This is a genomic window from Thermopirellula anaerolimosa (assembly GCF_054657335.1).
This window is the reverse complement of record NZ_BAAHYX010000007.1, coordinates 132,220-156,345: the sequence shown is the minus strand read 5'-3', so window position 1 is coordinate 156,345 and position 24,126 is coordinate 132,220. Positions and strand designations below refer to the sequence as shown.

Here is a 24,126-nt window from a genome sequence, read left to right as displayed (position 1 = left end):
TGTTGGATGGTCGACGGCCGGCAGCGGGACCAGTGGAACCACACGGCCCAGGTACTTGCGATGCTCTACAACGCCTTCCGCGGTTCTAAGGCAAGGCCGCTCGGCCCGGCGGATTTCCATCCGCTTCTGAAGAAGCCCGCCGCAACCACCACGCTCAAGCACCTTGGCGAACTGGGAATCCTCAAACCGCCCAGAGAGTGATCTATGGCAAGCCCTTCTGCTATCCGCGCCGGACAAGCGTTCGTCGAGCTGTTTGCCGACGATAGCCGGCTGGTTCGCGGCTTGAAGGCCGCCTCGAAGCGACTGAAGGCGTGGGGCCAGAGCGTCACGGCGGCCGGCAGGCGGATGCTCTCTGCCGGAATGGTTGCCGTGGGGGGCATGCTCGGGGCATCCCGCGTCTTCGCCTCGATGGGCGACACAATGGCCAAGGCCAGCCAGCGGACCGGCATCGCGGTAGAGCGGCTGTCGGAACTGGCCTACGCGGCCGAGCAGTCCGGGGCCGACCTGGAGGCGCTCGAGGCCGGCGTTCGGAGGATGCAGAAGACGATCGCAGAGGCGGCGGGCGGTTCCGAGTCGGCCCAAGAGGCCCTGGCCACTCTCGGCCTGTCGATCCAGCAACTGGCAGGTCTCTCTCCCGATCAGCAATTCATGCTCATCGCCGACCGGCTCGCGAAAATCCCCAATCCCACCGAGCGTGCCGCCGCCGCGATGGAACTCTTCGGCCGCTCGGGCACCCAACTGTTGCCGTTGATCGCCAACGGGGCCGCAGGTCTAGAGGCGCTGGCCCGCCGGGCCCGAGAGCTTGGTCTGGTCATGGCCACCGAGGACGCAGAAGCGGCTGTAGTCTTCGGCGATCTGCTGGCCGACCTCTGGAAGACTGTCAAGATGGGGGTTTTCGTCATCGGGTCGGCCTTGGCGCCGGTGCTTGCGGACCTCGTCGAGCGGGCGCTTGGGGTGATCAGGAGCGTTGCGGATTGGATCAAGGCCAACAAAACCCTCGTCGTCACGGTCTTCAAGATGGCCGCGGCCCTCGTTGCCGGCGGGGCAGCGCTGATCATCCTGGGTGGCATCCTCTCCGGACTGGGGTTCGCCTTCGGCACGCTGGCGAGCATCGTCACCGGCGTGGGGACGGCTTTGAGCGTGATCGGCACCGTCCTGGGTGCGATCCTCTCGCCCGCGGGTCTGGTGATCGCGGCCCTGGCGTCGCTGGGCGGGTATCTCCTGTACGTCTCCGGCGCGGGCCAGCAGGCCCTGTCGTGGCTGGGCCAGCAGTTCGCCGCCCTGCGCGATACGGCGCTGGCGGCCTGGCAGGGTATCTCCGATGCGCTGGCGGCCGGCGACATCGGCCTGGCGGCCAAGATCCTCTGGCTCACCTTGAAGATGGAGTGGCAGAAGGGGGTCGCCTGGCTCACCGAGAAGTGGATCAACTTCAAAGAGGCCTTCATGGCCGTAGCCACCGAGGCGGTCTACGGCACGGCCAAGATTCTCACCTCGGCTTGGGCCGGCCTCCAGGCGGCTTGGGTGGAGACCGTCGCCTTCCTGTCGAAGGCATGGACGGTTTTCACCAGTAGCCTGGTGACCGGGTGGCGCACGGCCCAGAACTGGATCGCCAAGAAGTTCGTGCAGCTCATGGCGATGTTCGACTCGTCGGTCGACGCCGAAGCCGCCATGCGGATTCTCGATGAGGATTTCACACGGGAACAGCGCCAGCGGGATCAAGCTACCCAGCAGCAACTCCGCGACATCGAAACCGCCCGGCAGGCCAAACGCCAGGCGATCGACCAGGAAGAGCGCGGCACGCTCGAGGCCCTTGAAGAGGATCGCCAGCGACGGCACGTCGAGCGCAAGCGGCAATACGACGCGGACCTCCAGGCGGCCGAGGATGCGGTTGCCGAGGCCAGGCGCCAGTGGCAAGAGGCCCTCGACGAGGCGGCCCGTAAACGGGGGGAAATCAAGGAGACCGCTGCCCCGGAGCGGGTGAAGGGCATCGGTGACCTGGAGGGCTTCGACTTCGAGGGTCTTGCCCAGCGGTCGATCAGCGTGACCGGGACCTTCAACCCCTTGGCCGCAGGCGGCCTGGGCACGGGTGGACCCCTGGAGCGTGCCGCCCGGGCGGGCGAGGAGACGGCCAAGAACACCCGCAAGCTCGTCCAGCAGGCCCAGCACGGCAACCTGGCATTCGCATGATCGGAGTATGCGTCGCGGATGCCGATCGCCGTCCACGAGAAATGGGAGAGCCGCCAGTCGACCGAGGGTGAAAGCCCGTCGGTCGACCTTGTCTATATTGTCCGCGGCACCGATAGCGACCTGGCGGCCAAGGCGGCGTTGGCGGCGGCCTCGCCGGTGCTCTACGACGGCCTGGTACGCCAGTCGCTTCACATCGAGCGTGTGGCCGAAGACATCTGGGAAGGTTCGGTCCGCTACGGCGAGCTTCAGCCGCCCGAGACCGGCGATTCCACCTACCAGTTCGACACCGGCGGCGGCACCCAGCACATCACCCAGAGCCTCCAGACGGTCGGCCGCTACGCCCCGCCGGGCAAGACCGCCCCGGATTTCCAAGGGGCCATCGGTGTTACCCACGACAACGTCGAGGGCGTGGACATCACCGTGCCGGTCTACAACTTCTCCGAGACGCACTACCTTCCCGACAGTGCGGTGACGCCTGCCTATAAGGCGACGCTGTTTTTTCTGACTGGGAAGGTGAACGCTGCCCTGTTTCGCGGTTTCGCCGCCGGCGAGGTGCTGTTTCTGGGTGCGTCCGGCTCTAAGCGTGGCCAAGACGACTGGGAGATTACTTTCCGCTTTGCAGCAAGTCCCAACGTCGCCGGCCTGGTGATCGGCGATATCACAGGCATTAGCAAGAAGGGCTGGGAATACCTCTGGGTCCGCTACGCGGACGCCGAAGACCGGGCAGCGAGCACCCTGGTCAAAAGGCCGGTCGCCGCCTACGTGGAGCAGGTCTATCCATATGGCGATTTTGGGGAGTTGGGCATTGGGCCGTAAGCTGAAGGATTGCGATGGGAAACCCGTTCAAAAAAGTCCAGCCCGGGCAGCCGCTGCAAATCCCCGCCGAGGCTTTCAATACGTTCATCGACGCCGCTTTGGATTTCAAGGACCGGCAGCGCAACCAGAGACAGGACGCCCACCCTCGCTTTGCCCATAGCACGATCATCAAGGTTCGCAATCGAAGCGGCAGCGACCGGTTGCGATTCGAGGTGCTGGGCCTTGATGGGCCGATCATCGGTCCCGACGAGAATCAAGAGAGCTTTCAAAATGAGCTCGCGTTCAACGGCGTAGTACCGCAGGCGGGGGCCCATCGGGGCAAGTTCGCTATCCTCCTGGAACCGGTCGCGGCCGATGCCATCGCCCACAGGGCCTGTGTTGCCGGGGTGACTGTGGCCCTGGTCCGCATCTTGGACCCGGGGCATCAGTACGCCGACATCGCCCCGGACGCCTGCGAGTATCTGGAAAGCTGCGAATCCGGCGGGGCTCTGATTCTCTGGAAGCACCAGGACGAGGGCGTTACTTGGGCGCTGGTGCATTTGGGCCCCGTCCCCGAAGACATCTGCCGCTTTCGTCTGACCGCGCGCCTCGACCGCTGCGGCTCCGCCTGGGCGGAACGGATTATCAGCGGCGGCGCGCAGGGCAGCGGCAGCAGTGCCCCCGACTGGTGCCAAAGCGACCGAGACATCGAGGTCGTGGATTCCCTGGGGCTCGTCCCCCCGGAAGGTTTGCCCGCCGGGGCCTTTGGGTGGGCCAAGTGGATGGCCGATAGCCGATCCTGGGAGGTGCTCTACTACGGCGAGGGGTGCTGTGGCTCCAGCAGCTCATCGTCGCCGAGCAGTTCGTCCAGCTCGTCCGTCGAATCCAGCGCCTCCGAAAGTTCGCCGCCCAGCGGGTCCAGCAACTCGGAAAGCTTGTTCTCTTCCGAGTCCAGCCTGAGCAAGTCCAGCGTCAGCCAGTCCAGCGTCTCCAGCGCCAGTAAATCCAGCGCCTCCGGGAGTTTGCAGTCCAGCCAGTCTAGCACCCCGTCGGAAAGCGCTCCCTCTGAAAGCGGACCGCCGTCAAGCATGCCTTCCGAGAGCCCCGCTTCGGAGAGTGCCCCATCGGGAAGCGCGCCTTCAGAAAGTGGTCCCCCGTCGAGTGCGCCGTCGGAGAGTGCACCGCCGAGTGCGCCGTCGGAGAGTGCACCGCCACCCTCCAGTGCCCCTTCCGAAAGCGCACCGCCACCACCCAGCGGGCCTTCCGAGAGTGCCCCGCCACCATCGTGGGGGTCGGACAAGTCGACGGCGATCGTCCCGGCCAGTTGGGCCCCCGGGGGTTATACCGCGCTGTTTACGCTGGAATCGCCCGAAGTCCTCTTTGAGGACATTCTTTTGGCCCGCATTCCGCAGAAAGCGGCAACCCTCCAGATCGACCCGCGTTTTGTGGAGGTGTGCGAACCGGGCAGCCTCGTGGTTTCCGCGTGCGTGGCGGACGTGCCAGTCGTGGTCGGAGCAAGCGTGGAGGGGAACTGGGTCCGCGTGCGGTTTGCCGTCGAGAACGACAGGCAGGAGGTCCGACTCGTTCTCCGAGTGACCGGTGTCCGCCGCAGCTTTGCGGGCCTGCGGTTCCCGAACCGGTCGCGGCGGCAGTTCGAGGCGAACGAGGCCTTCATCAATAGCGCATACCCGCCCGAGTGATGAGCGACAGTTATTGGGGCTCGGCCAAGTCGTCTTCGTCGGTGAGCGAAAGTCAGAGCAGTTCTGACTTCAGCAGCGAGTCTTCGTCAAGTAGCAGCAGTTCGTCAAGTGGCAGCAGCCAGTCTGGGTCCAGCAGCGAGAGCCTGTCTGGAAGTGCGTCCCTCAGCCTCTCTGAATCAGTGGCCTTCAGCTCCTCACTATCCAGAAGCTCTTCCGCGAGCGAGAGCATTTCGGAGAGCCTTAGCCAAAGCCTTTCGCAAAGCCTGTCCGAGGCCTCGGCGGCGAGCGCTTCCCTCAGCTCTGCCGCAAGCGCTTCCATCTCGGACAGCGGGATCGCCAGTAGTAGCGCATCCGGGTCAGGCGCTTCAGGGTCGGCAGCATCCGGGTCAGGTTCTTCGGGGTCCGCGCCACCTGGGTCGGGCTCTTCAGGGTCGGCACCACCCGGGTCAGGCGCTTCAGGGTCGGCAGCGTCAGGATCAAGCCCGCCAGCGTCGGCCCCGTCGGGATCAGCACCGAGTCCGTCCGACTCGGGTAGTTCTTATTCCGCCGGTTATCAATCCGAATCCGGCTCCAGTGCCTCCTGGCCAACATCCAGCTCTTGGCCCGGCAGCAGTAGTAGCGCCAGTCCCTCTTGGCCCACATCCAGCGCGCCGCCCGGCAGCGGCAGCAGCGCCGGGAACTCGTGGCCGACATCCAGCTCGTAGTGGCAACATGGTAAGACATGGTTCTTTCACCGCAAACAGGCCTATCGTCGCAGGCCGGTTCGCAACGCGGCCCCTGGCGGCGGCCTGGCGTTGCTCGACGAATCTGGAGTTACACCCACGCGGTCGCCCGGTGGGTTGCCGCTGGCAGACCCACCCGGTCTGCCCAAGAAATCGCCCACCTGCTCGCGGCCCATTGTCTGCACTGTCAGGCTTACGATCCCAAGCAGCAACTCTGTGCCGCGTGCGGCTGCCGCATTGCACGCGGGCTAACACCCATTGCCAACAAACTCGCGATGGCCACCGAAGCGTGCCCGCTGGGAAAATTTCGCGCTTCCCCAGGGGAGAGATTGTCGATGGACGCGTTGCATGATTTCTTCGAACGGGTGTACGTGATCAATCTGAAACGCCGGCCCGATAGGCTACGCACGTGCCTGGCTCGCCTCCAGCGGCACGGCTGGCCGTTTAAGCCCCCACAAGTCTACGCCGCAATCGACGGCGACAAGGTGGGTGTGCCCCCCGAGTTCACGCAGGGCGGCGGGGCCTACGGCTGCCGTATGAGCCACCTCCGCATCCTTCAAGATTGCCTGATGGATGACGTATCTTCGGTGCTCATTCTGGAGGACGAGGCCGACATTACCGAGGGTTTTTCGGAGCGGGTGCGAGCGTTCCTGGAAAAAGTGCCCAGCGACTGGCAAGGCATCATGCTGGGCGGCCAGCATCACGCCCCGCCCATCCCGACCGGCATCCCCGGAGTGGTCCGCGTCCGCTACTGCCAGCGGACGCATGCCTACGCGGCCCGGCGCGATTACATGCAGGCCCTTCAGCGCCGCTGGGCCAATGCCACGGTGCACATCGACTGGCTCATGCGCGATTGGCAACACCAGCATATCGTCTACGCCCCGGAATCCTGGCTGATTGGCCAAGCGGGCGGCAGGTCGGATATTCGGGGCGCCGAAAAGCCCATGGAGTGGTGGAACTCTCAAGCCCAGCCGCCGGGTCCAGTGGCCGTCGCCTTGGTGACGCGGGACGTACTGGACGCGATGCTGCCGCTTGGGTTCCACCCCGGGATGGAGCGGGACGCAGACGGGATCGATGTGACGCTCAAACGCTGTCTGGCCGACGGGACGGCCCCACAACACCGCATCGAGGGCCTGAGACGATGGCTGGGGTGGATTCAGGCCGAATCCGTGGGCGGCCTGCTGCCCACCGTGTGGCATCCGCAGGCGACGACCGAACTAGTGCGGCAGGCATGGGCCGGCCCGGTGTATGAAGTGCGCGGAGAATCGGCCGAGGAGGCGTTTGGTTGCCTGCCGGCCGAGGTGCAGGAGCGCATGCGCCGGCGGGCGTCGCTCCGCACGAGCCCGATCATCCTCTTGTCATGCCCCCGAGCGATGGTCGAGCAACTCCACGCGCACGGTTTTCATCCCGGCTATTGGCGGGATCGCCAGACAGGGATTGATAAGGGGCTGGAGCGCATCTTCGCCGAAGTGCCCCAGGAGCGACGGATCGAGGAATTGCGCAAGTGGTGCGACTTTTTGTGCCGCGAAGGCGACCGCGATGGGCTGATAGTCGTGGCGCGGCACTCCCAGCTCAACGCCGCCATGCTGACGGCCGCCACCACGCGGCCGGTCGTGGAGATCAGGGCGGAGAGTATCGAAGAGTTGAAACGGGCTGTAGTAGGTGCGACATGAATTCCCCCGTCTGGCTCTACTGGGAAGGCCCCATGCCGCCGTACATCCGGCTGTGCCTGGACCTTCTCAAGGCGTACAACCCGAACGCCAGGGTGCTTGGTCCCGATGATTTGCCCGGGCTTGGATTTTCGCCCGAATTGCTCGATGCGATCGGCACGTGGCATGTCTGCCAGCGGTCGGACGCCATTCGGGCATGGCTCCTGGCGGAGCATGGCGGCGTCTGGTGCGACGCGGACTGCATCCCGCTGAAGCCCTTCGATCTCTTGGCGCGGGCGGCCGAAACCAGCCCTTGCGGGCTGCTGGCGTATCAGTCCACCGATCGCACGATCGGCGTTGCATTGTTTGCCGCGCGCCCGGGCGCAGAGCCGATTGTGCGCCTGCGGGACCACGTAGTCCAAATCGCACGGTCTGGTCGCAAGCCGGGCTGGTTGGAAGTGAGTTCCCAGCCGATGACCCGCATCGTCCACGAGATCGGCCGCCAGAGGTGCGTGATTCTGCCCTTTGACCACGTGAGCCCGATTTCGTGGCGGGATCAGCACCTGTTGTCTGCCAGGGCTCCCGAGCATGAGCACGCCGCGTGGCTGGCCGCTCGTCCCAACATCTGGACGTGCATGTTATCGAATCAACGCCTCAGCGACCCCGCCGCGGAGGACGACGTACCGCGTTTGACGCGGCACGAGCTGCTGAGTTCCGACCGGCTCTTATCGCATGTGTTCCGGGCATCCGTCGGGCGGCTGCACCCGCCGTCGCTGCCGGCCGGCCGGGCTGTCGTGACGCTCAACCTCTATGGCGATGGCATGCCCCACAACTTGCGCGAGTCCCAGCGGGCAGCCGCTGAGCGCTGGGGCGCGGAGTATGTCGAAATCACACGCCCCCTATTCGGTTGGCGTGAGCCGTACTGGGAAAAATTGAACCTCGACAAACACGCCGTCGCCTACGAGCGGGTCGTGTACTTCGACCGCGATGTCGTGGTGCGGGCGGACTGCCCCAACCTGTTTGAATGCGTGCCTGCGGAAGCTATCGGCGCGGTAAGCTCCGAGCAAGAGGGGCACAACTTGCTTCACCACGTGGTGCCCAAGATGCAACCGCTGTGCGACCTTTTGGGTGTGCCGCTGGACTTTAGCCACGAGTATATCAACTCCGGCGTGCTCGTTTTCAGCCCGCACCGGCATCGAGCGGTGTTCGAAGCCGCCCGGCTGATATGGGCGCTCACCGGCGATCACAGCTCGTGGGAGATTGGCGACCAGGGCCCCTTGAGCCTGGCCCGCCGGTGGACCGAAACGCCCCTGTGCCTGTTGCCTAGCGAGTTCAACCGCTGTGGCGCACGGCTCTGGGATCGGTGGACGCCTGTGATGGACGCCTTCATCTGGCACTTCTGCGGCTCCAAAAACTGGCCCCACATGGCCGATACCAACTGGCAGACGCTTCCATGACGCGGCCCAATCTGACGTGGCTGGAACTCGACATCACCTATGTCTGCGGCCTGGGCTGCGCTAACTGCAACCGCATGACGCAACTAGTGCCAGGGCGCCCAAGGGAGAATACTTGCATAGAGCATGTGGATCAACTCATCGCCGATTCGGAGCGATTGAACTATCCCTGGCGACAATGGTTTCTCGTCGGCGGCGAGCCGACCACGCACCCGGATTTGGAGGCCATCGTTCGTCGCGTCGGCCAGTACCGCGATCGGCGAGGGCCGGGGGCATTTCAAGTGGGCCTGGCCACGCATGGCCACGGCAGCGCCACGCAGCGGCGGCTACGGGAGTTGCAGCGGGAATTCCCGTTTCTGCACGTGCTCAATTCACGCAAGACCGGGCCAGTGCATCCTGAGTTCGTCGCCCCCTGCCTTGCCCCGATCGACCGCGCGCCCAAGGCCCTGGCAGGCCACCGCTATGGCGGGTGCAACATCTCGTGGGCTTGTGGGGTGAGCATGAACTTCGCGGGCTTCTACTGCTGCGCCGTGGCCGGGGCGATCGATCGCATCCGCGGCGGCCGTGCTTGTCTCGCCCGCTTGGAGCAGCTGACCGAAGCGGCCGTGCGCGAGCTCTACCAAGTCTTCTGCCCTTTGTGTGGGTACTACCCCGGGGCCGGGCTGGTCCCCATTACCGGAGCCAATCAAACGCTGCTTTCCGAAACCTGGCACGTAATGCTCGCCGCCGCTTCTCGGGAGGCACCCACAGCCTGTCCGCCACAGTGAGCCGTTTTTCTCCCGCCCGGCCGCCAGTGCGTCCCGGCTGCGGCAGGACTCCGGGCGGTTCGTGCCCCTGGATCGGCACCCCCTTATCGTGGTAGATGGCGATTGCGGCGAGGTTTCATTGCCTGGATTCGTACCCCTCTGGTAGTATTCGCGGCGCTTTCCCAACAGGATTCGGGTCCTGCGGACAGATGGATTCTCAAGGCCGCAGGAAAAAATTCTCTAGAGGGGGTACTTGACAACACACACACACACTTAAACTAACCTGCGCGATGAGGAATGTCCGCAAGCCGCGTCGCGATCTTCCTCCGAGCCTGGTGAGGAAGGCAACCCCGACGCCTGGGATGCGTCGGCTCCGACGCGTGCGATGAAGGCGAGGCACTCTCGCCTGCCGGGAGGACTGGGCCATGGGCATCAGCGTACCCGAGCTGACGGCACCCCAGAGCCGGGACGGGTCGCCTCCGGCGGCCGGGGCGGTTCCAGCCACGCGCGAGGCTTATCAGCGGGCTTTGGCGGCGCATCGGGCCGACGATCTAAAGACGGCCGAAGCGATCTACCGCGAGATCCTTGCTTCGAACCCGAACCACGCCGGGGCGGGGCATTTCCTGGGCCTGGTCTGTCTGGCTCGCGGCCAGCATGAGGAAGCCCTGGGGTGGATCGAGCGGGCCCTTCGACGATGCGGCGACAAGGCGGTGTACTGGAACAACTACGGGGCCGCGCTCCAGAAGATGGGACGGCTGGCCGAGGCGCGGTCGGCCTTCGCCAAGGCCGTTGCCCTGCGCCCGGAATATGCGGATGCCTGGTCCAAACTGGGGTTGGTGCACTTGGAACAGGGCCAAGTGGACGAGGCGGAACGCTGCCTGCGATACGCCTTGCGGCTCCAGCCGCGTCACGCCGATGCCCGCCGACACCTGGCCCGGGCAGCCCAGGCCAAAGGGGATGTCGCCGAAGCGATCCGGCTCTGCCGCGACTCTCTGGCGGTGGCGCCAACGCGGGCGGAAACGCTCATGCAGTTGGGCGAGATCTATTGTGCCGCCAAGAGGTTCGAGGAGTCGGGCGAGGTATTCCGGCAGGCGGCGGCTCTCAGGCCCCAGTGGGCCGAGGCGCATCTGAATCTCGGCCTGGTCTATACCGATTTGGAGGAGTTCGAAGCGGCAGGGGAGGAATTCAAGATCGCCCGCCGGACTGCGGCCGGATAAACCGATGTGGCGGCTCCGCGAGTTGAGCCTCTGCCCGGTGGTCTTCGACTCGGCGGACGCGGTGGCCGAGTACCGGGCGGAGCTGGAGCGTCGGCTCGATGAAGCCTTGCCGGGGTTGGACTGGCGCCAGGCCTTCCGCGACGGCTTTGTGCCGTCGTTCCAGCTTTACCATCACGGCGTGTGCAACCGCCGCCTGCGGGAGAAGTTCTGGCGCTTGTTCGCGCCCGCCTTTCCCAGGGAGCTGCCCGCGCCGCGCCGACGCAAGAGGATCCGCGTGGGCTTCCTGGCCACCTGGGGACACCAGGGTGGCTTCTTGCGCGGGTTCGGCGGAATCATGGAGCGGTTGGACCGCGCACCGTTCGAAGTGGTGGGTTTGGTCTCGTCCACCGCCCTGGACGTCTGTCGTCGGTCGGTCCGCGCGAACGATATCGGCTGGATCGGCTTCCCGCACGAGGTCCCTTTGGCCTTGCAGGCGATCCGCAATGCCGACTGCGATATCATCCTCCACTGGCAGGGGGGGACGGACGTGGTGAATTACTTCCTGCCATTTTTGCCCTTGGCCCCGGTGCAGTGCATCGGCTTCGGGCAGCATGGGACCACGGGGATCGGGAACATCGACTACTTTATCTCTTCGCGGTTGTTCGAGCGGGGCGAAGACGCCCAGGAGGACTATACCGAAAGGCTGGTGCAATTGGCCGGCGCGACTGCCTGGCAGCCGCGACCGCACCGGCCGCCGGCAGCATCGCGGGATGCATTCGGCCTGCCCGGCCAGGGGGCGATCTACTTCTGCCCCCAGCGGCTGGCCAAGTTCCATCCCGATTTCGACCGGCTGCTGTGCCGGATTCTGGAAGCAGACCCTACCGGCCACGTGGTGGCGATGGAAGGCGTGCGGCCCGCCACAGCGGCCCGGCTCCGTGCCCGTTGGCTGCGTACGCTGGGCCCATCGCTTATGCGGCGGATCGTTCTCCTTCCCGCCCAGCAACCCGCGGATTACTACCGGCTCTTGAGTCTGGCCGACGCGGTGCTCGACACCCCCTGCTATAGCGCCTCGTTGACCGCGTATGACGCCTTCGCCCTGGGCGTGCCGCTGGTGACTCTGCCCGGCCGGCACATGGTGCAGCGCTACGCCCTGGGGCTGTGTCGTCGGATGGGCTTCGAGCAACTCGTCGCCAGCGACGAAGACCAGTACGTGGCCCTGGCGGTCCGCTTGGGCCGGGACGGCGATTTCCGCCAGGCGATGAGACGAGCGATTCTGGAACGTTGCGGCGTCCTCTTCGAGGACCCGCACGTGGTGCGCGAGTATGAGGAGTTTTTCCGGCGGGCGATCGAAAACATGCCCTGAGGCCGTCGATCCGTCCGCCGAGGGTTTTTCCGGTTTTCGGACATGCCGGCGACAACGCCAAAAGGGAGCAGGACCATGGCATCGTTGCAGTTGCCCGTGCGGAGGCTGTGGGATCACCTGGTGGAGCACGTGCGAGGCAAACGGCTTGGCCACGGCTTGCGTCACCGTACGCTGCGGCTGGAGCCCCTCGAAAAGCGGGAACTGTTGTCGGTGGTGGCCAGCATCAGCGTGGACCAGGCCCTCCAGGTGGATCGCGAGGAGGGGGTCTCCACCTTCACGATCACCATCACCGACTGCCCACCCAACATCGCTTATGGCGTGGTGAACTTCCAGGTTGCCGGGACGGCGGATTCCTGCGACTACACGGCCTCGGGATTTCTCACTTCGGGTTACATCCAGTTTTACGGTAACGGGAGCCAGTCGGCCAGGATCACGATCCGAAACGACGCCTGGTTCGAGGGTAATGAAGACGTGACGGTGCGGCTCACGGGCGGGTGGTATACCACCAGCCAGTGCTGCGGGACGTATCCGGTGACCCTCGGTACCCCGAGCGAGGCCACCGTGACCATCGAGGACGACGACGAGTGGACGATCTCCCTCGCCGCCACGGATAATCTCGCGGCCGAGCCCGACAATCCGGGGGCATTCCGCATCACCCGCTCCGGCCCCCCGGGCGAGAGCATGGATACTACCTATCCTATCCGGGCGTGGTTCGATATCGGCGGCACGGCCAGGCAGGGCGACGACTATCAGCCCTTGCCGGGCGTGGAATGGCAGGGATGCCAGTACTCCTCCACAGGGTATGTGACGTTTGAAGGCGATACGACGGAGATCCTTTTCGATGTGGCCGTAATCGATGATCACCAGGCGGAAGTGAAAGAAAAGGTCGCCTTGACGCTCACTAGTGCCCAGGCCCTCGGCGAAATGCCCGCCGGCTACCCCTTCGGCAACCGCTCGGACGTCGTGGACCTGCACGACAACGACTGGGTTATCGAGGCGGCGGGCAACGCGGTGGAACCGGACAAGCCGCTCCCCGAGCCGACCTCGGGCCTGGAATCGGATATGCAAGGCTCCCCAGGGAAGTTCCGCATCCGGCTTTTGGACGGCAACGAGAACTTTCAGCAGGCCACCGTCGCCTTCTCGGCCGCCGGCACGGCCGCGCTGGACGACGACGCCCATTGGGACGACGAGCCTGTCCAGCGAGACTATATCGCCGATGCCGACGGCTTTCTCAAAGGCGAAGCCGCCAACGTCATTTCCCAGCCCACCATGCTTTCCATCCCCGCCGGGCAGAACAGCTACTTCGTCACCCTGGTCCCCTGGTACGACGGCTACCGCAACGAGTACAACCCCTATGAGACCGTCGTGGGTACGATCACCGGCTGGAACGTGGACCAGGAGTACGACACGGCCACCCTCCAGATCGAAGAACCCGAAGAGACCCTCAAGCCCTGCGTCGGTTGCTGCGGCAGCGATGCGAGCTGTATCAGCATCTCCTCCGGCGTCACCGTTCCCGTCGGCGGATTGGGCCTGACCAACTCCGGGACGCCCCTGACCTATTACGCCCACTTGGCCTCGGGCCGCGAGACGGTCATCGCCACCAGCCCTCTGGAACCCACCAACGGCTTTGCCACGTTGGAACGGGTCGAAGCCAAGCTCACGCAGTTCGGCAACACCACCCCCAACACCACCATCTGGTTTGATGGCACCGAGGCCGCGGCCCATCGATCCTATGCCTTCGCTTTTCCCGTCGATGTCACCGAACTTTCCACCGGCGCCTACCCCTGGACCGTCCAGCTCATCCAGCACTATTCCGACCAGAGCACGCAAACCATCACTCTCTCCGGCCGCAAGAACGTCATCAACACCCTGCCCAGCTACATGGCCCCCGGGTGGTTCGCCTTCGGCGTCGCGCGGCTCATCCCCGATGGGCCCGATGTGCTGCTTTTGCGCGGCGGGATGCAGCGGTTCGTCCCCGATGGCGCCGGCGGCTGGATCCATCAGACCTCCGACGATACCAGTGCCTACACCCTGACCGGCAATTGGGGCAGCGGTTTCCAACTACGGGCCAAGGATCGGACCCTCGATCAGTTCGCCCCCAGCGGCCTGCTGACGAGTTCGACCGATCCGGCAGGCAATACCACCACATACCTCTATGACGCCCTGAATCGTCTGGTGGCCGTAGACGCTCCGGAAGGAGACACGATCTTCGCTTACGATCCCGTGACCGGGTGGCTCAGCCAGCTCACCCGTCCCGACGGCGTCGTCTCCACCTACACGCATGACGCCCAGGGCCGCATCACCCAGATCACCAAGCCCGACCCCGACGGCGAAGGCCCCCTGCCGGCCCCGGTCACGACCTTTGAGTACGGCGGGCCGAATAATCTCTTGTCCGCCGTGGTCTATCCCGATGGCAGTCGCGAGGAGTTCTTCTATGACCATGCCCTGCGCCTGAAGCGGGTGGTGCGCGCCGATGGGACGCAGGAGGAGTACGTCTCGATTCCCGCCGCGGCTCTGGTGGATACTTCCACCGGCCAGGGGAGCCAAGAGAACCCCGCTCCCCTGCGGGAGTTCGGCCAGCTTGAAGCCACACAAACCACAGCCGGCGTGACCACCACGGCCGAGGTCGACCGCTGGGGATTCCCCCAACAGGCGCTCGACGGCGAAGGCCACGCCACGCGCTACGTCCGCAACGCCGCCGGGCAGGTCGTCCAGGTGATCGAGCCCGACCCCGACGGCCCAGGCCCCCTCACCTCTGCCGTGACCTCCTACGAATATGACCACAAGGGCAACCGTATCAAGATGGTGCTCCCCGACGGCGGCGTGCGCCGCTGGGAGTACGACTACACCTGGAACGCGGTCACGAAGCATGTCGACGAACGCGGGATCACCACCCTGTACACCATCGATCCCCAGACCGGCTACGTGCTGCAAACCCGGGTGGTGGTGGGGCAAGTCGATTCGCCCAGCAACGGCCAGACCGACGACGTGGTGACCACCTACACCTACACCGATGCGAGCGACAATACCCTCATCGGCCTGGTGGAAACCGAGACCGATGCCCTGGGCACCGTGACCCGCTACCAGTACAACGCCCGCGGCCAGGTCACCCGGATCACCTACGCGGAAGGAACCGACCTGGAAGCCTCCGTCCAGTACGAGTACGATTCCGGCGGTAGGCGGACCGCGGAAATCGACGAACTCGGGCGCCGCACCGAGTACCAATACGACGCCCTCGGCCGCGTGGTCCGCAAAATTCTCCCCGACCCCGACGGCGAAGGCCCCCTGACCAGCCCGGTGTACGAGTATGGCTACGATGCGGCCGGCAACCTTGTCGCCGAAACCGATCCCCTGGGCCACGTCACAGAATATGCATACGACGCCCGGGGCCGGCTTGTCCGCACCATCCAACCCGATCCCGATGGGCCGGCCGGGCCCCTGACCAGCCCCGTCACCCAGCAGTTCTACGATGCTGCGGGACGAGTTAGCCACGTCATCGACCCCGTCGGCACGATCACCGAATACGCCTACGACAACGCCGATCGCCAAACCGCCACCTATCTCGGCTCGGTGATCGATGACGCCACCGCCGGCTACGCCGAGCCCTCCGGCACCTGGGCCGACTGGCCCGCCGGCTTCGACGGCCACGCGCGCATCCACGGCACCGTCACCGGCGATCCCACCGCCACGGCCACCTGGACCTTTTCCCATCTCTTGGTGGGCATGGAATACGAGGTCTACGTTACCTGGCAGGCCGACCCCGCCAACGCTGCGGATGCCCCCTTGGCCGTCTATGCGGGCGATACCTCCGGCCAGCCCCTGGCCACCCTGACCGTGGACCAGACCCACGATCCCCAAGAGGCCGGTCCAGGACGCCGGTTCGCCGATCACAGCTTCTTCAAACTGGGCAGCTTCACGCTCAGCACCCCCACACTGATCGTCCAACTGGCCAACCACTCGGCCACCGCCGGCCGCAGCGTCGTGGCCGATGCCGTCTTGCTCCGCCTGGCTTCCCCACTCTCCCAGACCGTCTACGATGACGCCAGCCGCGTGACCAGCACCATCGACGCCCTAGGCAACGTCACCAGCTACCAGTACGACGCCGCCGGACGCCAGACCCATATCATCCAGCCCGACCCCGATGGTGAAGGCCCCCTGGAGGCCCCCGTCACCCAGTACGTGTACAACATCGGCGGGCAGCTCATCCAGACCATCGACCCCCTGGGCCGCGTCACCGCCTACGAGTACGACGCCCTCGGCCGCCGCAGCAAGGTGATTCTCCCCGATCCCGATGGCTCCGGCCCACTCACTTCCCCGGAGACTCGTTATGAGTACGACAAGCTCGGACGAGTGGTGAAGGTGACCGATCCCCTGGGCAACGTCACCGAATACGAATACGACGCCCGGGGCCGACAAATCCGCGTCACCCAGCCCGATCCCGACGGTAGCGGCCCCTTGGAGGCCCCCGTCACCCAGTACACCTACGATGCAGCCGGACAACTCCTCCAGGTCACTGATCCCCTCGGTCGTGTCACCACCTATGAGTACGACGGCCTCGGTCGCCAGACTAAAATTACGCAACCCGACCCCGACGGCGAGGGCGAAGAACTGGCCCCGTGGACCGTCTTCACCTACGATGCGGCGGGGCGGCTTCTCACCCAGGCCGACCGCCTTGGCCACACCACCACCTTCCAGTACGACGCCCTGGGCCGCCTCATCAGCCAGATTGACGCCAACGGTGCCGAGACCACCTACACCTATGACCCCGCTGGGCGACGGCTTTCCCTCACCGACCCCGTCGGCAACACCACCACCTGGACCTACGACCCCCTCGGCCGGGCGGTCGCCGAGACCAACGAATTGGGCGACACCCGCTACTTCGTCTACAACGCGGCTGGATACCTCCTCCGCCAGCTCGACCGCCTGGGCCGCGTCCGCCAGTTCCAGTACGATAACCTTGGCCGCAACACCGCCGAAATCTGGTACAATAACGTTGCTGACGCCGACGCCGATCAGAATCGGGTGGGCACAATCTCCTTCACCTATGATGGGGCCGGACAGATGGTATCGGTCAGTGATTGGGCGGCTCAGTACAGTTACACCTACGACAATCTGGGGCGAATCACCCAGATTGCCCACACGATCACTGGGCTGACCCCCACTGTGACCTTCAGCCAGGTCTATGACGCAGCGGGGCGTCGAACCCGGTTGGCGGCGACTCTCAACGGGACTCGCGACTTCAAGAACCGTTACTTTTACGACAATCTTGGGCGGGTCACTTACATTACCCAGACGTCGCAATCGGGTGGGAATCCTGTGGCCACCAAGTGGGTGAGCTTTTCGTATGACGCGGCCGGGCAAGTAACAGAGTTAACCCGCTACGCCGACCTGGCCGGTACCCAGCTTGTGGCCCAGTCCGACTACACCTACGACCAAGCCGGGCGACTGCGGAACGTCAGCCACTCCCAGGGCCAAACCACCTTCGTGGCATACACCTGGAACTTTGATGCTGCCAATCGGATGACCCAGTACATCAACTCGGTGGACGGCACGACCGACTATACCAGCGACGCCACCGGCCAGCTCACCGCCGCCGACTACGACTACCAGAGCGACGAAAGCTACCAGTACGACTCTAACGGCAACCGCGTTACCGCCAACGGCAGCACATACACCACCGGCACGAACAACCAGCTTCTTTCTGACGGCACCTACCGGTACCAGTACGATGCCGAGGGGAACCGCACGTATCGGTTTATTGATAATAATGCTAATGGTCAATTAGACCAGGGTGATACTGACATTACGAAGTACAACTGGGACCATCGCAATCGGCTGTATAAGGTGCAGCATCAGGCGAGCTACGCGGCGGCGGTGGACTGGGTGGTGCGATATTTTTATGACTCCGAGAACCGTCTGGTGCGGCGGCTGGAGGACAGCAACGGGGATGGAGATTATGAAGGCAAACGGGTGTTTTTGTACGATGGAAATCAGATCGTCCTGGACCTGGAGCGGACGGGGGCGGGGAATGTGCAAGCGGGCGACCTCCGCTGGCGTTACCTCTGGGGTCCGGTGGTGGATCAGATTCTCGCCGAAGAAAATGTTGACAACGGGGCTAATGAAACGGTACAGTGGACGCTGACGGACCACTTGAACACCGTCCGCGATATTGCGAAGTACAACTCTCAAACGGGTGTGACGACCGTGGTCAACCACTTGGTTTATGACGCCTTCGGCAATGTCACGTCGGAGACCAATCCGGCGGTGGATTCGCTGTTCCTCTTCACCGCCCGGCCCTTCGACCCCGACACCGGCCTCCAAAACAACCTCAACCGCTGGTACGACTCTCGCATCGGCCGCTGGATGAGTGAAGACCCGTTAGAGGATGACCTGAACCTGTACAGCTACGTCCGCAACAATCCGGTCTTTTACGTAGACCCGAACGGGCTTGCTTGCAGCGCCGCCGTCTACACCTCCCCGGTGCTTGGAACGGGGTTCAATCACACGTGTATCCAGGTGGAAAGGGACGAAGTGCGTAATATCCTAGATCACTATGAATGCGTGCTGGAATGGCGGGAAGTAGTGCCTCCAACCCGATACTACGATGAGTTCGGACGCCTCTGGGAAAAGCCGGGACAGAGGGGGCTCTTCCCCGTGCTTATTCCGGTTTATCGCCAAACTCTTCTTCACGTGACGTATGCAATTGAGCTGACGCGTGGACCATTCAGTGGCGCCCTTGGGCCCAATGGATCAATCCTGGCGACCGGACCTATCTCGACCACCGTCGGCAATCTGCCTGGCGCCGGTTGGGCCATAGTAATGAGAGAGGGAGCGTGCGTTGGGACGCGCCACGAAATCAGCCCCGGAAACGTGGACCCCTGTGCTCTCGTCCAGTCGCTCATTGTCCAGGCGATACTCGTTGCGCAACAAGCAAACGGGAGGCCATATTACGTTTTCGGGCCAGGTGGCGAATGGCTGGGCGATGCTGCCAATACATGTAACTCCGTTACATGGCAGATTTTGACCGGCGCAGGAATCCAAATAGGTAGTGGATGGGGCGCGCACGAACCCGGATGGGGGCACCCTTTCTTGCCACGTTGACAAAATGCCCGGGCGACCGGATCGCGTGCCTACTGCACGGAGGACCCCGCGCGCTGCGCTTGGATCGAGGTTGATGGTATGGAACGAATGACGATACGAAACAGATGGTTGCCTCTGCGTCTCGGCCTTGGCCTCTTGTGTGCTGCAGGGCTCGGTGCTTGTGCATTCGCTCAGGCGCATGGCCCTGGGCGCGCCGCCGATTCCGCGCGTGGGCTCGCAGCGGTTCCCTTGCCAGATGATATAGACCAAATGCTTTGGTGGTTGCCGGAGGAGACCGAAACCATCCTTGTATCAAGAGGTGCGGTTCCCATTCCAGAATTGTGCCATGCCTCGCCCGCCGCAGAGGCGCGCGGCGTGCCATTTTTACCGTCGGCTCAAGGGTTTGCCTATTCGAAGTGCGAATATCCTTATGAAGACCTAGTGGCAATGCACTGCATCGAGCCTTTGGTGTACAACCAGGGCATTTATCCACCTGATATTCGACACAAGTTGATAAGCACGTTCTATGCTGCAAAAAGTGCGATTTTATTCACGAAGGCCGTGTGCTGGCTCAGGGCGGGTAGCCCGGACACATGCGATATCGTGCAGTTTTGCGATCACAGGGCAGTGCCACTCGTGGAGGCCCTAACGCGCGGGCCAAGTAAATGGTGGATCGAGGGCGGGATGAAAATAGTCGAGGTCAGTCTGAACCATAACGCCTCCATGGTTTTTGGCAAAAGGAGCCAGGATGCCCTCGCACCGCAAGAAGCCGACCGCCGATGGATAGCTGCCCCACGGCCGGATGTGTACGTCTGCACCACAAGCCTGGACTTGATGAAACTGATTATTGCCCGTATGCAACAACGGGGGTTAACTCGCGCTTTACCGGCTTCGCTTCCTGAATGGGAATACGTCGATCCGGACTGGCCCGCCTGGGCCGTACGGCACTATCGATTTGCGGTGAAAGGGAGCAGTGCCTCATCCATGTTGAAATGGGACCCGGAGGCAGTAGGCTTGGTGTTCTTTGGGGGGACGGATCCGAAGCCCTATCTGGCATTGAGATATCTATCTCACTCAGAACAGGGAGGGCTACGTATTTTGCGTATGCAATGCGATTATTGGGGAATTCCCTTTGAGGGCGAATACGTCCGTCATCTTCCGGCATGGCGGCGCATCGCTAATGGATGTTTCGAAAGCCGAACACGCATAAACGTACCGCGGGAGGAACTGCAAGAACGGCCGATCGAAAATTTGAAGAATCTGCCAGTTGACATCACCTTTTTCTTCAGTATGGATTCCATATACCTGCCATGGCTCGGGTTCCCATCAGCAAGGGTACCAATTCCTGCGACGATGATGCAGCCGCGATGAGCGGAGGTTTTGCGCAATGCCGGACGGATGAACATACAACCGCATTGCATGGCATGGGCGTTTGGACGTGGGCATCATATATGCTACGCCGTGCACGCGTTACGCTGTGCCATTGATCGGTGGTGAGCTATGACCGGGACCACATCGTGATGGATTTCTGGCGGGCCAATTCGCAGGACATGCAGATCGGGCACCTGCGCCAGCGCTACCTGTGGGGCCCGGCCCCGGATCAGATTCTGGCCGAGGAGGCGGTTGACGGCGGCACGGCCGATCTGGTCCAATGGACCTTGACGGACCACCTGAACACGGTCCGGAACATTGCCAGGTTCGACCCGCAGACGGGGACCACCACCGTGGTGAACCGTCTGGTCTATGACGCCTTCGGCAGGGTGACGTCCGAGAGCAATCCGGCGGTGGACTCGCTCTTTCTCTTCACCGCCCGGCCCTTCGACTCCGACACCGCATTGCAGAACAACCTCAACCGCTGGTACGATTCTCGCGTCGGCCGCTGGCTGAGCGAGGACCCCATCGGCTTTAACGGCGGGGACGGGAATCTTTATCGCTATGTAGTTAATGCGGGCTTGAGGATTTCCGACCCCTGGGGGCTTGAGCAAAACGTTGCGGTAGGAGATGGGCGCTGGATGTACGATATCCCGGTAGTGCCACGGGTGCCGAATGAGACAGGCGCAGGTGAAGCTTCACACCTGTCAGAGCCCCTCGGTCCCCTTACGGCCGACGAGGAAGCGCTGTTCGGATTCTGCGAAAAACTTGACTACTCGAATTGCAAACCGGGGTGCACGAAGCGCCTATGCAAGGAAGCTGTTGAAACGTTCATTCGGGCGGTACGGCAAACGTGGATTCTCAACATTTTCGGCTGGCCATTAGGTCCAAACACCTGCAAACGCTGGGCCAACACATGTGACCGAAACTTCGGCGACTTGGAAAAGACCAACCCATGCGTTAGTCGCAGCGAAGTCTGCCTGCAGAGCGCATCCGCATATTGGGGTGCAACGAACATTCATGCCACCTTTGTCGTGGGGCTGTGTCGACAATTCCGAATGGAGGCGGACAACGGAGCGCTTGGGGGGGAGGACCACATCGTTCCTACTTGGTAAATAGGAGACAGGGCAGTGGTTGCCATTGTTCCTCCTCAACTGGGTCGAGAGGTAGGGCTGCTGGCGAGTTCGCTGTTGGGTTTCGTCGGGCTCATGGTATGGGGCGGTTACTTGTTGTTACGTCACACAGGATCGTGGGGTGCTGCCGCCTTAGGGATATTAGTGAGCTTTTTCGTGGGTGCTGGGCTCCTGCGATTGTGTTATCATCGCTCTGCGGCGATCGGCGTGGCGCTGAGTGCGTTGGGAGGGGCGATCGCTGCGGGTGAGGTTTCCTACTATTTCGCCGGGGCGCCGAAATATGCGCCTTACGGGGTCTTGAGTATCGCTGGCGGGGCGGCGGTGGGGATTGCCGCAGTTTTGGCGATCATTTGTGTCCGACAAGGGGTACGAGTGTGGAGGCACAAGGGCAAATAGAACGCACGTTCGGATTAGCCATTGGAGGTATGTGTGCCTCCAACGTCGGCTGCTGCCGTCTGTTCCTCGCGAGCGGGCGAGTATGGTGCCCTCGACGTTGCAAACGCAGGAAAGATCAGGATTACGCGCTACCTCTGGGGCCCGGCCGTGGACCAGATTTTGGCCGAGGAGGCCGTTGACGGCGGCACACCCGACCTTGTACAGTGGACGCTGACGGACCACCTGAACACGGTCCGGGACATCGCGAAGTACGATCCGGGCAGCGAGATGACCACCGTGGTCAACCATCTCATCTATGATGCTTTTGGTCGGATGACGTCGGAAAGTAATCCGGCGGTGGACTCATTGTTCCTCTTCACGGCCCGGCCATTCGACCAAGACACTCAACTTCAGAACAACCTCAACCGCTGGTATGATGCCCGCGTCGGCCGCTGGCTGAGCGAAGATCCGATCGGCTTTAACGGCGGGGATGGGAATTTGTATCGGTATGTGGAGAATAATGTATTGCTGGTGACGGATCCGCTCGGACTGTATTCTGGGATAACCGGACCTTGCGAGATCAAGATATGGATGGGAGACACATTGTTTAGTAAAGCCAGTCTCCAGAACTTCCTCAACAACAACCGAGACCCGGGTAACCATCCTCTTTGTCCGTCCAAGTACCTCGGAGTTGTGGGATGCGGCCGGTTCGTTCCGGATATCTCAGCGGATCAACAGATTCCGGGCTACGGTGGCCCACCAGAGCTCCTCCATGCGTCGAAGTTCATGGAAGTCGCGAATGCTGTATTGCGTGCCGCCGAAAAGCTTGCCAGCCAATTGTGCGAAAACCGCAGAAAGTTTTGCGACGATGGCACCCCCGAGCGGTATGAATGCGGCGCGAAAAACCAGCGCTGCGATAGCGTTACCATCACAGTGACCTACGACCGTTACGTGTCGCGATTGCTGAATGAAGGGATCGCGCCCGATGGGAGTCGCGTTTTCGGTTTGCCGAATTCAGAATCTCGGGAGCTGCTTAGAAGGCTTAACAAGCTTATGCGGTGGCCGAAGACAATTAACTGTCTACATTAATAAAAAGGATCGCAAATGGAAATAGTCTCCGTTTCGTCCGATCTTAAACCGATTCCACGCAAGGGGAGATCTCACTGTCGGTTCGGCACGGTCGAGCTCACCTTGCTGAGCGTTTGTCATCTTCTATCCTGGGTAGTCGCGGAGTGGTGCTGGTTACAGCGGGAACAGCATGCTGCAGCTATTCTGAAGCAAAATTATGGAGCGTCGGCGCAGACCGATGTATTCGTCTCAGGACCCGCGATTGACCCGCGTGAGCTTTGGCGAGGCCGTCTCTACCATCCCGTAGTCAGGGTTGCCATAGATGGGGCCGCCCTCGACGATGGAATGTGGGAGCAATTACGCCGTTTTCGCTATTTGCAATCGCTTACGTTTACGGACTGCCGGATTGAGCCATGTGCTGGTTTTCCTATAGACACCCTATCTCGGTTGCGATATCTTACATTCTCGCGCACCACGCTAACTATCGATAACGTGCGGACGATATCGCGACTTAGACACCTCGAGAGCCTGACCCTAAACGCAACGGGGTTGAAGGGTGATTGGCTACAGCCACTCTCAGCCTTACCGAAGCTGAAAGACCTCGAACTGCGCAACGCTGACCTCACAGAAGTGACAACCGCTTCTCTCGCCCACATGAAACGGTTAACAACACTCCAGCTATCTGCTGTGAAAATCAACTCTGAATTGTGGTCTGCTCTTGCTGAGCTGGGGGAACTTGAAAATCTCGTGATCGTGAAGACCCCATTCGACGATGGAGGAATGAGGTATCTAGCAGGTCCGAGAAAGTTACAGATTTTGTACTTAGACAGTGCTGCGATTAGTGACGTGGGCGTGGAATCGCTCGCACAACTTCCGAATCTGTGGCGATTGTCGCTTGCCGGTACTAACGTGGGGGATGCGGGGTTGCGGCACTTGTCGCAATTGCCGAGGCTCGCCGCGCTGGATATCAGGTTCACCCGCGCCACAAACGCATGCCTGTGTAGCCTCGCGTCGATGCCGGCGTTAAAGATGGCTCTCGTGGAGGGCACTGACATAAACCCGTCGGCGCCGGGGTTTGTTGGTGTTTGCAATTCTGACGGATCTGTGTGGTACCCGAATGAGGCACGCCGAAAAGAGATCGAGGACGACTCGAAACTCGACGCCTGTTCTGCAGACGAGAGGGGGACGCCCAGGTGACCTACCGCCAGATCGCCGCGGATCGGTGCCGCTGCCAACTTGTCCGGCGGTGTCGCGGTCCGGTGAACTGTTTGCGGCAACGAATTCGAA

At 62.7% G+C, this 24,126-nt stretch carries 16 protein-coding genes; 14 read left to right on the top strand and 2 right to left on the bottom strand.

The genetic code is table 11. The features are described 5' to 3' along the window. The first annotated feature begins 6 nt into the window (after positions 1 to 6). From ACYQ6J_RS18275 to ACYQ6J_RS18260, 4 genes are read left to right on the top strand one after another with little or no spacing between them, the layout of a single operon-like run. A complete protein-coding gene (locus tag ACYQ6J_RS18275) occupies positions 7 to 201 on the top strand; it encodes a hypothetical protein (RefSeq protein ID WP_460185667.1) in 195 nt (64 codons plus the stop codon). 3 nt (positions 202 to 204) lie between these two features. Beyond that, complete coding sequence (locus ACYQ6J_RS18270; RefSeq protein WP_460185666.1) at positions 205 to 2,187, top strand: phage tail tape measure protein; 1,983 nt, start codon at positions 205 to 207, stop codon at positions 2,185 to 2,187. Between the two features lie 18 nt (positions 2,188 to 2,205). Further along, positions 2,206 to 3,003 carry a hypothetical protein gene (locus ACYQ6J_RS18265; RefSeq protein WP_460185665.1) on the top strand — a complete coding sequence of 266 codons (798 nt, stop codon included), beginning with the start codon at positions 2,206 to 2,208 and terminating at the stop codon, positions 3,001 to 3,003. Positions 3,004 to 3,017: 14 nt separating this feature from the next. Next, positions 3,018 to 4,682, top strand: coding sequence for a hypothetical protein (locus tag ACYQ6J_RS18260; RefSeq protein ID WP_460185664.1), 1,665 nt, complete (start codon positions 3,018 to 3,020; stop codon positions 4,680 to 4,682). A gap of 52 nt (positions 4,683 to 4,734) precedes the next feature. Here ACYQ6J_RS18260 and ACYQ6J_RS18255 read toward each other — a convergent pair whose 3' ends face one another. Together ACYQ6J_RS18255 and ACYQ6J_RS18250 are read right to left on the bottom strand one after the other, a co-directional pair. Next, positions 4,735 to 5,001, bottom strand: a complete 267-nt coding sequence (locus tag ACYQ6J_RS18255; RefSeq protein WP_460185663.1) for a hypothetical protein — start codon at positions 4,999 to 5,001, stop codon at positions 4,735 to 4,737. Continuing rightward, positions 4,977 to 5,405 (bottom strand): hypothetical protein, encoded by a 429-nt coding sequence (locus tag ACYQ6J_RS18250; protein WP_460185662.1) that lies wholly within the window; start codon positions 5,403 to 5,405, stop codon positions 4,977 to 4,979. The genes ACYQ6J_RS18255 and ACYQ6J_RS18250 overlap by 25 nt, the downstream gene beginning before the upstream one ends. 334 nt (positions 5,406 to 5,739) lie before the next feature. On the opposite strand from ACYQ6J_RS18250, the gene ACYQ6J_RS18245 reads away from it, so the two are divergent. The 10 genes from ACYQ6J_RS18245 to ACYQ6J_RS18200 all read left to right on the top strand — a co-directional run bounded on the left by ACYQ6J_RS18245 (position 5,740) and on the right by ACYQ6J_RS18200 (position 24,036). Beyond that, positions 5,740 to 7,077 (top strand): glycosyltransferase family 25 protein, encoded by a 1,338-nt coding sequence (locus ACYQ6J_RS18245; RefSeq protein WP_460185661.1) that lies wholly within the window; start codon positions 5,740 to 5,742, stop codon positions 7,075 to 7,077. Beyond that, positions 7,074 to 8,510 carry a glycosyltransferase gene (locus ACYQ6J_RS18240; protein WP_460185660.1) on the top strand — a complete coding sequence of 479 codons (1,437 nt, stop codon included), beginning with the start codon at positions 7,074 to 7,076 and terminating at the stop codon, positions 8,508 to 8,510. The genes ACYQ6J_RS18245 and ACYQ6J_RS18240 overlap by 4 nt, the downstream gene beginning before the upstream one ends. Next, complete coding sequence (locus tag ACYQ6J_RS18235) at positions 8,507 to 9,274, top strand: hypothetical protein (RefSeq protein ID WP_460185659.1); 768 nt, start codon at positions 8,507 to 8,509, stop codon at positions 9,272 to 9,274. Before ACYQ6J_RS18240 ends, ACYQ6J_RS18235 begins: the two co-directional genes overlap by 4 nt. Before the next feature lie 404 nt (positions 9,275 to 9,678). Further along, positions 9,679 to 10,470, top strand: coding sequence for a tetratricopeptide repeat protein (locus ACYQ6J_RS18230; protein WP_460185658.1), 792 nt, complete (start codon positions 9,679 to 9,681; stop codon positions 10,468 to 10,470). Positions 10,471 to 10,474: 4 nt separating this feature from the next. Beyond that, positions 10,475 to 11,812 carry an O-linked N-acetylglucosamine transferase family protein gene (locus ACYQ6J_RS18225; protein WP_460185657.1) on the top strand — a complete coding sequence of 446 codons (1,338 nt, stop codon included), beginning with the start codon at positions 10,475 to 10,477 and terminating at the stop codon, positions 11,810 to 11,812. Between the two features lie 75 nt (positions 11,813 to 11,887). Continuing rightward, a complete protein-coding gene (locus ACYQ6J_RS18220; protein ID WP_460185656.1) occupies positions 11,888 to 18,913 on the top strand; it encodes an RHS repeat-associated core domain-containing protein in 7,026 nt (2,341 codons plus the stop codon). Between the two features lie 249 nt (positions 18,914 to 19,162). Then, positions 19,163 to 20,263, top strand: a complete 1,101-nt coding sequence (locus ACYQ6J_RS18215; protein WP_460185655.1) for a hypothetical protein — start codon at positions 19,163 to 19,165, stop codon at positions 20,261 to 20,263. A gap of 149 nt (positions 20,264 to 20,412) precedes the next feature. Next, positions 20,413 to 21,378 (top strand): RHS repeat domain-containing protein, encoded by a 966-nt coding sequence (locus ACYQ6J_RS18210; protein ID WP_460185721.1) that lies wholly within the window; start codon positions 20,413 to 20,415, stop codon positions 21,376 to 21,378. A gap of 561 nt (positions 21,379 to 21,939) precedes the next feature. After that, entirely contained in the window at positions 21,940 to 22,860 is a 921-nt protein-coding gene (locus ACYQ6J_RS18205; RefSeq protein ID WP_460185654.1) for an RHS repeat domain-containing protein, read from the top strand. 15 nt (positions 22,861 to 22,875) lie between these two features. Beyond that, positions 22,876 to 24,036: a leucine-rich repeat domain-containing protein gene (locus ACYQ6J_RS18200; RefSeq protein ID WP_460185653.1), complete on the top strand. Its 1,161-nt coding sequence runs from the start codon at positions 22,876 to 22,878 to the stop codon at positions 24,034 to 24,036. Positions 24,037 to 24,126: the final 90 nt, after the last annotated feature.

Excerpts from the sequence above, each read along its gene's own strand:
- ACYQ6J_RS18240 (WP_460185660.1), top strand. The coding sequence starts at position 7,074 with ATGAATTCCCCCGTCTGGCTCTACTGGGAAGGCCCCATGCCGCCGTAC.
- ACYQ6J_RS18225 (WP_460185657.1), top strand. The coding sequence starts at position 10,475 with ATGTGGCGGCTCCGCGAGTTGAGCCTCTGCCCGGTGGTCTTCGACTCG.
- ACYQ6J_RS18230 (WP_460185658.1), top strand. The coding sequence starts at position 9,679 with ATGGGCATCAGCGTACCCGAGCTGACGGCACCCCAGAGCCGGGACGGG.
- ACYQ6J_RS18215 (WP_460185655.1), top strand. The coding sequence starts at position 19,163 with ATGCTTTGGTGGTTGCCGGAGGAGACCGAAACCATCCTTGTATCAAGA.
- ACYQ6J_RS18275 (WP_460185667.1), top strand. The coding sequence starts at position 7 with ATGGTCGACGGCCGGCAGCGGGACCAGTGGAACCACACGGCCCAGGTA.
- ACYQ6J_RS18200 (WP_460185653.1), top strand. The coding sequence starts at position 22,876 with ATGGAAATAGTCTCCGTTTCGTCCGATCTTAAACCGATTCCACGCAAG.
- ACYQ6J_RS18250 (WP_460185662.1), bottom strand. The coding sequence starts at position 5,405 with ATGTCTTACCATGTTGCCACTACGAGCTGGATGTCGGCCACGAGTTCC.
- ACYQ6J_RS18235 (WP_460185659.1), top strand. The coding sequence starts at position 8,507 with ATGACGCGGCCCAATCTGACGTGGCTGGAACTCGACATCACCTATGTC.
- ACYQ6J_RS18245 (WP_460185661.1), top strand. The coding sequence starts at position 5,740 with ATGGACGCGTTGCATGATTTCTTCGAACGGGTGTACGTGATCAATCTG.
- ACYQ6J_RS18270 (WP_460185666.1), top strand. The coding sequence starts at position 205 with ATGGCAAGCCCTTCTGCTATCCGCGCCGGACAAGCGTTCGTCGAGCTG.
- ACYQ6J_RS18255 (WP_460185663.1), bottom strand. The coding sequence starts at position 5,001 with ATGGAAGCGCTTGCGGCAGAGCTGAGGGAAGCGCTCGCCGCCGAGGCC.
- ACYQ6J_RS18265 (WP_460185665.1), top strand. The coding sequence starts at position 2,206 with ATGCCGATCGCCGTCCACGAGAAATGGGAGAGCCGCCAGTCGACCGAG.
- ACYQ6J_RS18210 (WP_460185721.1), top strand. The coding sequence starts at position 20,413 with ATGGATTTCTGGCGGGCCAATTCGCAGGACATGCAGATCGGGCACCTG.
- ACYQ6J_RS18260 (WP_460185664.1), top strand. The coding sequence starts at position 3,018 with ATGGGAAACCCGTTCAAAAAAGTCCAGCCCGGGCAGCCGCTGCAAATC.
- ACYQ6J_RS18220 (WP_460185656.1), top strand. The coding sequence starts at position 11,888 with ATGGCATCGTTGCAGTTGCCCGTGCGGAGGCTGTGGGATCACCTGGTG.